We start from the raw sequence: 8846 nt of genomic DNA, 5'->3' as shown, positions 1-8846 counted from the left end.
GGCACACGCTAGGAGTGCGGGGATTTGTTTAAAGGTTGATAGAGCGCTTCATAAATTAATGGGTGGTTACTGTATACTTAAAATTTATGTCATTGCCGCCTAAAAATCTTTATTCATACCCAAAATTTTGGCCCCATAAAAAAGGTCTGGTGCCTGCTCCATTGCTGCCTATGTCACGTAAAGAGATGGACAGACTGGGCTGGGATAGTTGTGATATTATTATTGTTACTGGAGATGCTTATGTAGATCATCCAAGTTTTGGCATGGCTATTATTGGTCGCTTGCTAGAGTCCCAAGGGTTTCGCGTTGGGATTATTTCCCAACCTGATTGGCATTCGGCTGATGACTTTAGAAAGCTCGGTAAGCCAAATCTATTTTTTGCTGTGGCATCTGGCAATATGGATTCTATGGTTAATCACTATACGGCTGAAAAGAGGCCGCGTTCTGACGATGCTTATACAGCTGGTGGCGTTGCAGGAAAGCGGCCCGATCGTGCTACTACAGTTTACACACAGCGTGCCAAAGAGGCCTTCAAGGGTGTTCCAGTTATTATTGGGGGTATCGAGGCCAGTTTAAGACGCATTGCTCAATACGACCATTGGTCGCAAACCATTCGTCGTTCAATCCTGCCCGACTCTAAAGCTGACTTGTTGTTATTTGGTAATGCGGAGCGTGCTGTTGTCGAGGTGGCGCATCGAGTTGCTTCGGGTGAGAACATTAAAGAAATTACCGATATTCGCGGCACAGCTTATATGCGCCAAGGTATTCCTAAAGGCTGGACAGTTCTGGATTCAAGTGAGATTGATGCTGACAAAAGCTTGAATCATCCACAAACAGATCCATATGCAGATACTTCTGCTAAAGATAAGCAAGGTTGTACTGATAACAGCAATCAGGCTAAGCCTAATAAAATTAATCCCAATCAGGGTGCGACTCAGGTGATTGATTTTGATCAACGCACTAAAGGCTTAAAGCGAGAAGAAACCGTTATTCGGCTCCCTTCATTTGAGCAAGTGGCCAAAGATCGCTATTTGTATGCACATACCTCGCGTGTTTTTCATTTAGAGACCAATCCAGGTAATGCGCGCTCCTTGATACAACGCCATGGTGAGCGTGATGTTTGGCTAAATCCACCGCCCATTCCTTTGTCAATGGAGGAGTTTGATAGTGTGTTTGAGCTGCCTTATACGCGCAAGCCGCATACAGCTTATGGTAAGTTAAAAATTCCTGCTTACGACATGATTCGTTTTTCAATCAATATTATGCGTGGCTGTTTTGGCGGATGCACATTTTGCTCGATTACCGAGCACGAAGGGCGTATTATTCAAAGTCGTTCAGAGAATTCGGTAATCCGTGAGATTGAAACAATTCGTGATAATATTGACGACTTCAAAGGCAATATTTCTGATCTTGGCGGGCCGACGGCGAACATGTATCGCTTGCAATGTAAAGATTCAAAAATCGAGGCAGCTTGTCGTCGCCTTAGTTGTGTTTATCCTGATATTTGCCCAAACATGGGAACGGATCATAAGCCACTCACAAAGCTATATCGACGTGCGCGCAGTCTAAAAGGTGTTAAGCGTATTTTTATCGCCTCAGGCTTGCGCTATGATCTTGCTGTACGAGACCCTGAATATATTAAAGAGCTAGTCACTCATCATGTTGGCGGACGCTTAAAAATTGCACCTGAACACACCGAAGATAACACCTTGTCAAAAATGATGAAACCGGGTATTGGCTCATATCATCAATTTAAAAAATTATTTGAGCGCTATTCTGAGCAAGCGGGCAAAGAGCAATACCTGATTCCTTACTTTATTTCATCGCATCCTGGAACAAGCGATGAAGATATGTTAAACCTAGCACTTTGGCTAAAGCGCAATAATTTTAAGCCAGATCAAGTACAGGCTTTTATTCCCACCCCAATGGCTATCGCCTCTGCGATGTATCATAGTGAGTTAAATCCGCTAAAGAAAATTACTCGACAATCTGAGTCAGTAAAAACGCCTCGTAGCGGTGTTCAACGAAAATTACACAAAGCTTTTTTACGCTACCATGATCCCAAAAATTGGGACATACTACGACAAGCTTTAAAGCGTATGGGTCGTAGTGATTTGATAGGCAATACGGACAAGTGTTTAGTGCCTTATTCTAGAATGAGTAGCACCCCGATAAAGCCACAACGCTCACGAAAAAAACACAACGATTTTCATCATCGAATTTCCAAGAATAATTATAAGAATAAATAACTCGAAAGCATTAGAAATCTCTTGATAATTCGCAACAACAAACTATAATTGGCTAAAAAATTCACCTACCAAAAGGGGCTTGATGCTTAGCAAGCGCATTGCCAGTACACATTAAATTAGAGTATTTATGAACAAAACAGCAGAAGAGGGCGCTACATTATTACAAACATTGATTGATTGGCTGACTTTTCCGGGGGATTATCTCATTTCCACGTTAGCCAGTATGGAATTAGGCGCTTATTTAGGCTTTGTGCCAGCAGATGTGGATGGCGTTGTTTCAATTGCCATATCGGTTATATTAACCCCTATTATTCTATTTCTTCTGGTCTACCCCTTTAAAAACTTTGTTGATGTAATTTTGCATTGCATGCGCCACGAACTGAATAAAGACAGAATCAAATGCAAGACTGGGTTTGTGGTATTGGCTATTTTTATAATAGCATTGGTTGTTGAGCAGTTTCCAGTCAACCCTTGGATTCAAGATGCCAGTGTTATATTGTTTATTACTTCATGGATTGGTTGGTTTGGCATTGGCAGATGGTGGGTTAAATAATTTAAATTTTAAGCGTTTAAGCTTGAATAATAATAACCTGGCCCTATATAAGAATTAATATCTTGAATAACCAAGTATTTTTTTTTAATATAAACCCGGCCTCGGCCAACCAGGAGACAAAAAAATGACAGTACAAAAAGACGCAGTAGTTGAAATGCACTACACTTTAAAAAACGATGCCGGCGAGGTAATTGATTCATCACAAGGCAAAGAGCCAATGCCATTTATTCAAGGCCATGGTAATATTATTCCTGGATTAGAAAAAGCCCTTGAAGGTATGAAAGTAGGCGAGACTTGTGATGTTTCAGTAGCACCTGAAGATGCATACGGAGTGCATCACGCAGAAGGCATTCAAGAGATTCCAATGGAAGCTTTACAAGGTATTGAAAACCTGGAAGTAGGCATGGAGCTTCAATCACAAGATGAACAAGGTAATCCGTTTATTGTTCGTGTTGAAGAGATTAAAGAAGAGGTTGTTGTTATTAACGCTAACCACCCATTAGCGGGCGAAACACTACACTTTAATGTGAGCATTGAAAAAGTTAGAGAAGCAACAGCTGATGAGCTAGAGCACGGCCATGTTCACTCAGGAACTTGTTCTCACTAATTAGTTAAGCGTTACACAATGAGCCAGATTGACGCCTGCCCATTGTGTGACTCTAATAAGGTTCAGCCTTATTATTCAAATGAAAATGCCAGCTACTTGTGCTGTTCAGACTGTGATTTGGTATTTTTACCCAAGCGTTTTCATTTAAATAATATCGACGAAAAATCTCGTTATGATTTGCATCAGAATAATGCTAATGATGTAGGCTATCGACAATTCCTTTCAGCCATTTTTAATCCAGTTGAAAAATATCTTGATTCAAACTCCAAAGGCTTGGACTTTGGCTGTGGCCCTGGCCCTACACTATCCTTAATGTTTGAAGAGGCGGGTCACTCAGTAGATCTTTTTGATAAATACTATCAAAATAATTCATCTGTTTTTAGCAATCAATACGACTTTATTAGCGCTACTGAAGTGTTGGAGCATTTAAGCCATCCACAGATGGAGTTGGATAGATTAATCTCAATGTTAAATCCACACGGGGTGCTCGCTGTGATGACGCAGATCTTAACAAAGAAGGTTGATTTTGCAACCTGGTATTACAAAAATGATCCAACCCATATTGCTTTTTTTAGTGAAAAAACCTTGCAGTTTTTAGCTAATAAATGGCAAGCTAGAGTTGAGATTATTGGTGACAATGTCGCGCTATTCTTTCCAGGCAAGTAGTGTGAAATCATTATCCAAATAATTATCAATTATTTGATAATTTGAGGTGAGCTTTTTCACCCAAGACTCAACCTCTTGCTTGTTATAAGTTTGTAAATCATTACGCGAGCTAGACCACTGATCATCGTTATCTAGTAAATTAAAAGCAATCCCTTTTCGGCAAGTAGCAAACATCTTTTCAATGGTTTGTCTGGCCTTATTGTCTGCATCATCAATGACATAATTCAAAGCACCAGAAAGCATTAAATAGTCAATACTGTTGGGCTCTGGGTCTAGTGTAAATAAATCATTGACTGATAATTGAGCCTTTGGATAGAGCACTTTGGCCTTAACAATAAAATCTTCAACAATATCAATACCTTGATACTGTGTGGGAATATTTTGTTGCGTAAGGTAAAAGTTCAAATCAGCAAAACCACAGCCAACATCAAGCAAAGAATCCCTTGTTTGAATATTGATTTTTGCTAATTGCTCAAAGCGCAAATATTGAATTTTGATCCCACTCCACAAGAGTGCATTAGGGTGGTGTCCGAATTGCCTAAAAGCATGCTGGTGGCGTTTAATAATTTGATCTTGGCTCATAACTAAAAAAGGCCTGCAAATGCAGGCCTTGTGATTTAGACTAACAAATATTTAGAAAGCGCCTTCTTTAGCACCTTCAAGAATTGCGTCCATCTTATCTGCAACTTCTTTTGCAGGATCATACGCTTCTTTAGGAAGGTTCATTAGGTCCATAACATCAGAATTCATGCTAATCATTCTGATTTTTCCATCTTTACCTTCAACAACTGCAATTCTACAAGGTAGGATAACTGCAAAACGGTCATCAACATCAGCAATCTTACCAGCAGTAACTGCATCACAAATGTTGTGAATGGTTAGATGACGGTATGGCTTGCCAGTTACATTTTCGATCTGCTTGCTTAGAGGAAATGAAGCAACGTGCAAAATGTTTTCATTGGTAGCCATAGATTTAATAGACTCATCTACATCAGCACCACTAATACCTTCTTCTACTTCAGTTACTTGCACCATTTCCATGAAAAGCTCTTTTGAAACTTCTTGTGGCATTACACCACCGCCTTGTAATAATGCATCTGCAATAATTTCTTCAGGTCTTTCACCAGTTACATCAATAACTGCTTCTCTCATTTCATCGCTCACATCTTGCATAGCGTTCATTGGGTTAATAAAAAATGCATTTGCTGCACCCATTGTTAGTGCACTTGTAAGTGTAATGATTGACGTTATTTTTTTCATTGTATCTCCTCTGTTTTTTTAAATAAATAATGTTTTTAGTTTAAGGGTTTTTCTGCCCTCCAGTTTTATATTATACTTTAATAATATTAGAAGTCAATAATATACTAATATAAATTATCAAAAAAATCGGAATGAGACTTATCTGTATGAGATAATAATTCAAATAATTAAATAAAAAACAAATATGTTTAACAAAATCTTAGCACTCGCCATAATGTTTGGCACCCTTAGTTCACAAGCTGATATTGAAATAGTTGATGGTAGCAAATTACTAGAGTCCGTTAACAAGCAAATTGTCAATATTAATACTGAAGAGTTAGACAAGATTCTCAATGAGGATCCGAGTGTTGTACTGATTGATGTGCGCTCACCTTTTGAGCTCAAATATACTGGCACAATTAAGCGTGGTCAAAATGTCAATATCGTGCGCGGCTGGTTGGAGTTTCAAATTGCCGATCATGTCACATCAAAAGACACACCAATCATTGTTTATTGTGGCCGTAACCTTCGCTCTCCGCTAGCAGCTAAAACCCTTGAAACTATGGGCTATACAAACGTTAAAAATTATTCTGATGGTTTTTTCACCTGGAAGGAAGAGATGAATCCGGTTAAGATTAGTGATTACGAGCCGAGCAATATTTTGTACAGATTGCCTGAGGAAGTTGCACCTAATATCTATTCAGCAATTGGCGCCACACAGCCTTATACGTATGAAAATGCCTATCATAACAACAACCTTTCTTTCATTGTAACCACTGATGGCGTGCTAGTATTTAATGCAGGCGGCAGCTATCTTGTGGCTAAAGCACTACATGAAGAAATTAGAAAAGTAACTGATCAGCCGGTTAAATACGTGGTGTTAGAAAACTCACAAGGCCATGCTATTCTAGGCTCAAATTACTGGAAAGAGCAGGATGCAATTATTATTGCTCACGTTGAGGCAGACAACGAGATTAAGCATCGAGGTGAGGATATTTTTGCTCGCGCTCAACGTGTTCAAAAAGATAAAATAATTGGCACAAAATTAATCAGACCTGATTTAACTTTTGAAGAAAAAATGAATCTTCCAATGGGCGACACCAAGATTGAGCTAATGCATATTGGTGCATCTCACTCTCCAGATGATATCCAGCTTTGGTTGCCTGAGCAAAAGTTTTTAATCAGTGGTGACACTGCCTTTAACGAGCGCATGTTGCCAATTTTCCCACATACCAACGCAGCTGCTTGGATTGAAACTTGGGACAAGGTCGAGGCTTTAGAGCCTGGAATTATTATCCCAGGTCATGGTGAGCCAACTGATCTGGCAACGATCACCAAATTCACTAAAGACTACTTAGTCTATATGCGTGGTGAAGTGGAGAAGGTATTGGATGACGATGGTGGGTTATATGAGGCTTATAATATTGACCAGTCTATGTTTAGAGATCGTGGCACGTATAAAGAATTACACAAGCAAAATGCTGAGCGTATCTTTAAACAAATGGAATTTGAATAAATGAATATTTCAGAGTTTATGGCTGATCATCACCGTGCGTGTGATGATGAATATGTCAAGGCTGAAGGCTTGGTGGTTGATCAAAATTGGGTAGAGGCAAACACCTCATTTGCTAACGCTTATGCTGATTTTAATCTCCACTTTAAGCGTGAAGAAGAAACTCTATTTCCAGCTTTTGAAGAAAAAACAGGCATGGCAGGCGGGCCAACGCAAGTAATGCGCTCAGAGCATGTGCGCATGAGAGCAACTTTAGACGAGCTAAAAAACCATCTTGAAGCGCAAGATAAGGATAAATTTTTAGGCTTAAGTGAATCTTTCATGATTTTGGTGCAGCAGCACAACATGAAAGAAGAACAAATGCTTTACAGTATGATGGATAAAGTTTTTGGCGCAGAGTCAGAAAATCTGGTTAAGCAGCTGCCTTAAAAAATCATGCAGGAAATTGATGTTAGAGATTTCCCGCCCTGTGAGCCATTAGAAATCTCCTTGAAGGCGGCCCAAGCGCTTAAAGATTCTGAGCAAGTTAAGATCATCCATAAACAAATTCCTTATCCATTATTTGAGCTGTTAACCAGCCAAGGCTTTCAATACACCTTGGAGGAAAAATCAGCCAATTTGTTCCACGTCATTATTTCAAGAAATTAGCTTTATGTTTAACTCCTCTTTGTCCTTAGACCAAGCGCCACCCTTAAAAATCCCATTAAGATTTTTCATCACCAGTCCTATTTTTGGCTTGTTGGCTGGGCTGTTTATCTTGGGCTTTGTATCCTCCTTGCAAGCAAGATCTTCATTGTCAGTTGTGGTGTTTACGCATTTAATCACTTTGGGATTTTTAGCAATGACTATGCTCGGTGCTATGTTTCAAATGCTGCCAGTCACCGCGGGTGTCACTCTCAAACACCAACAAATTATTGCGCCCATGGTTCATGGATTACTCACAGCTGGATTGTTGCTATTTGCTTATGCATTTTATAACTATCAGCCGACTTTAATGATTGTAGCAATGGCAATGTTGTTGAGTGCATTTTTGGTGTTTGTTGTTGCCACCATTTCAACCCTTAAAAATGCCAAAAATATCACCCCAACAATCAAAGCCTTTATCGGTGCTTTGGCTTCGTTGTTAGTGGCTTTGCTATTAGCTGGATATCTTGTGTTGTCCCATGTTAATACTGGCTTTTCTGAGTATCATCAGGCTGTTGTGTATACGCATATTATCTTTAGCTTGTTAGGCTGGATTGCTATGCTAATTATTGGCGTGTCTTATCAAGTTATTCCAATGTTTTATGTGGCTGACGCTTATCCTAAGCTCTACACCAAATATGCCATCAAGGTGATTTTCATCTTGTTAGTGGGGCTTGGATTTAGCCTAATTATTGACAATCCTTCATTGTATTTATTATTTAAAGTATTTGTGGCGCTGGTGCTGGCTGATTATGCGCTGAGTACAATTGGCCTGCTGCTTAACAGAAAGCGAAAAATTATCGACACCACGACGTATTATTGGTATTTTGCAATGCTAATGTTGTTAGCCAGTATTGGTCTCTCAGTTGCTAATGAATGGCTGCACATGGCGCAACTAAACACAATGGTTGTCGTTGTTTTTATTTATGGTTTTGCCATGTCGGTAATAACTGGCATGATGTATAAAATCGTGCCATTTTTAGTCTGGTTTCACCTAACTAATGAAGGCTATATGAGCATGCCAACCATGCATGAATTAATTGGAAAAAAACTCACCACTATTCAGTTTATATTGCATGTATTAACACTATTATCATTGGCCATTTTTGCATTTGATTCTAGCTTTCAAATAGCTACAGGTGTACTGATGGTTTTGTCTAATGCTTTGTTATTGGCAAACTTAATTAAAGGTTCTAAAATATACTTTACCAAGCGTGGTTTACAGAAGATGAGCTTCTAGCTTCAAGCGCCAATAAGTTGCAGATAATTATGATAACGCATCGGGTGAATATCCCCCGATTCAACCGCAGTTTTAATCGCGCATTTGGGCTCATT

At 39.4% G+C, this 8846-nt stretch carries 10 protein-coding genes; 8 read left to right on the top strand and 2 right to left on the bottom strand.

The window, feature by feature from the left end; translation table 11 throughout:
- Window positions 1-86 precede the first annotated feature (86 nt).
- The 4 genes from ABNR88_RS06390 to ABNR88_RS06375 all read left to right on the top strand — a co-directional run bounded on the left by ABNR88_RS06390 (window position 87) and on the right by ABNR88_RS06375 (window position 4075).
- Complete coding sequence (locus tag ABNR88_RS06390) at window positions 87-2249, top strand: YgiQ family radical SAM protein (protein ID WP_348670196.1); 2163 nt, start codon at window positions 87-89, stop codon at window positions 2247-2249.
- A 127-nt stretch (window positions 2250-2376) separates the two neighbouring features.
- Window positions 2377-2802 (top strand): hypothetical protein, encoded by a 426-nt coding sequence (locus ABNR88_RS06385; RefSeq protein WP_291929110.1) that lies wholly within the window; start codon window positions 2377-2379, stop codon window positions 2800-2802.
- Between the two features lie 124 nt (window positions 2803-2926).
- Entirely contained in the window at window positions 2927-3409 is a 483-nt protein-coding gene (locus ABNR88_RS06380; protein ID WP_291929107.1) for a peptidylprolyl isomerase, read from the top strand.
- An 18-nt stretch (window positions 3410-3427) separates the two neighbouring features.
- Complete coding sequence (locus ABNR88_RS06375) at window positions 3428-4075, top strand: class I SAM-dependent methyltransferase (RefSeq protein WP_291929103.1); 648 nt, start codon at window positions 3428-3430, stop codon at window positions 4073-4075.
- On the opposite strand, the gene ABNR88_RS06370 is transcribed toward ABNR88_RS06375, so the two are convergent.
- Window positions 4055-4657 carry a class I SAM-dependent methyltransferase gene (locus ABNR88_RS06370; protein ID WP_291929101.1) on the bottom strand — a complete coding sequence of 201 codons (603 nt, stop codon included), beginning with the start codon at window positions 4655-4657 and terminating at the stop codon, window positions 4055-4057. The two genes, ABNR88_RS06375 and ABNR88_RS06370, sit on opposite strands and share 21 nt — an antisense overlap.
- Before the next feature lie 51 nt (window positions 4658-4708).
- Window positions 4709-5335, bottom strand: a complete 627-nt coding sequence (locus tag ABNR88_RS06365) for a DUF302 domain-containing protein (protein WP_291929099.1) — start codon at window positions 5333-5335, stop codon at window positions 4709-4711.
- A gap of 184 nt (window positions 5336-5519) precedes the next feature.
- Here ABNR88_RS06365 and ABNR88_RS06360 point away from each other — a divergent pair, with 184 nt between their 5' ends.
- Genes ABNR88_RS06360 through ABNR88_RS06345 form a run of 4 tightly spaced genes read left to right on the top strand, consistent with a single transcriptional unit; the run spans window position 5520 to window position 8751 of the window.
- Entirely contained in the window at window positions 5520-6830 is a 1311-nt protein-coding gene (locus ABNR88_RS06360) for a rhodanese-like domain-containing protein (protein WP_348670195.1), read from the top strand.
- Window positions 6831-7256 carry a hemerythrin domain-containing protein gene (locus ABNR88_RS06355; RefSeq protein WP_291929092.1) on the top strand — a complete coding sequence of 142 codons (426 nt, stop codon included), beginning with the start codon at window positions 6831-6833 and terminating at the stop codon, window positions 7254-7256.
- A gap of 6 nt (window positions 7257-7262) precedes the next feature.
- Entirely contained in the window at window positions 7263-7475 is a 213-nt protein-coding gene (locus ABNR88_RS06350; RefSeq protein WP_291929089.1) for a DUF2249 domain-containing protein, read from the top strand.
- Window positions 7476-7479: 4 nt separating this feature from the next.
- Window positions 7480-8751: a hypothetical protein gene (locus ABNR88_RS06345; protein WP_348670194.1), complete on the top strand. Its 1272-nt coding sequence runs from the start codon at window positions 7480-7482 to the stop codon at window positions 8749-8751.
- Window positions 8752-8846: the final 95 nt, after the last annotated feature.

Source organism: uncultured Candidatus Thioglobus sp. (genome assembly GCF_963981275.1).
Classification (GTDB): domain Bacteria; phylum Pseudomonadota; class Gammaproteobacteria; order PS1; family Pseudothioglobaceae; genus Thioglobus_A.
This window is presented reverse-complemented; position numbering and strand designations above follow the sequence as displayed.

Bases quoted from the DNA above. Each gene is read 5' to 3' on its own strand.
- ABNR88_RS06385 (WP_291929110.1), top strand. From the start codon at position 2,377: ATGAACAAAACAGCAGAAGAGGGCGCTACATTATTACAAACATTGATT.
- ABNR88_RS06365 (WP_291929099.1), bottom strand. From the start codon at position 5,335: ATGAAAAAAATAACGTCAATCATTACACTTACAAGTGCACTAACAATG.
- ABNR88_RS06355 (WP_291929092.1), top strand. From the start codon at position 6,831: ATGAATATTTCAGAGTTTATGGCTGATCATCACCGTGCGTGTGATGAT.
- ABNR88_RS06370 (WP_291929101.1), bottom strand. From the start codon at position 4,657: ATGAGCCAAGATCAAATTATTAAACGCCACCAGCATGCTTTTAGGCAA.
- ABNR88_RS06345 (WP_348670194.1), top strand. From the start codon at position 7,480: ATGTTTAACTCCTCTTTGTCCTTAGACCAAGCGCCACCCTTAAAAATC.
- ABNR88_RS06390 (WP_348670196.1), top strand. From the start codon at position 87: ATGTCATTGCCGCCTAAAAATCTTTATTCATACCCAAAATTTTGGCCC.
- ABNR88_RS06375 (WP_291929103.1), top strand. From the start codon at position 3,428: ATGAGCCAGATTGACGCCTGCCCATTGTGTGACTCTAATAAGGTTCAG.
- ABNR88_RS06350 (WP_291929089.1), top strand. From the start codon at position 7,263: ATGCAGGAAATTGATGTTAGAGATTTCCCGCCCTGTGAGCCATTAGAA.
- ABNR88_RS06360 (WP_348670195.1), top strand. From the start codon at position 5,520: ATGTTTAACAAAATCTTAGCACTCGCCATAATGTTTGGCACCCTTAGT.
- ABNR88_RS06380 (WP_291929107.1), top strand. From the start codon at position 2,927: ATGACAGTACAAAAAGACGCAGTAGTTGAAATGCACTACACTTTAAAA.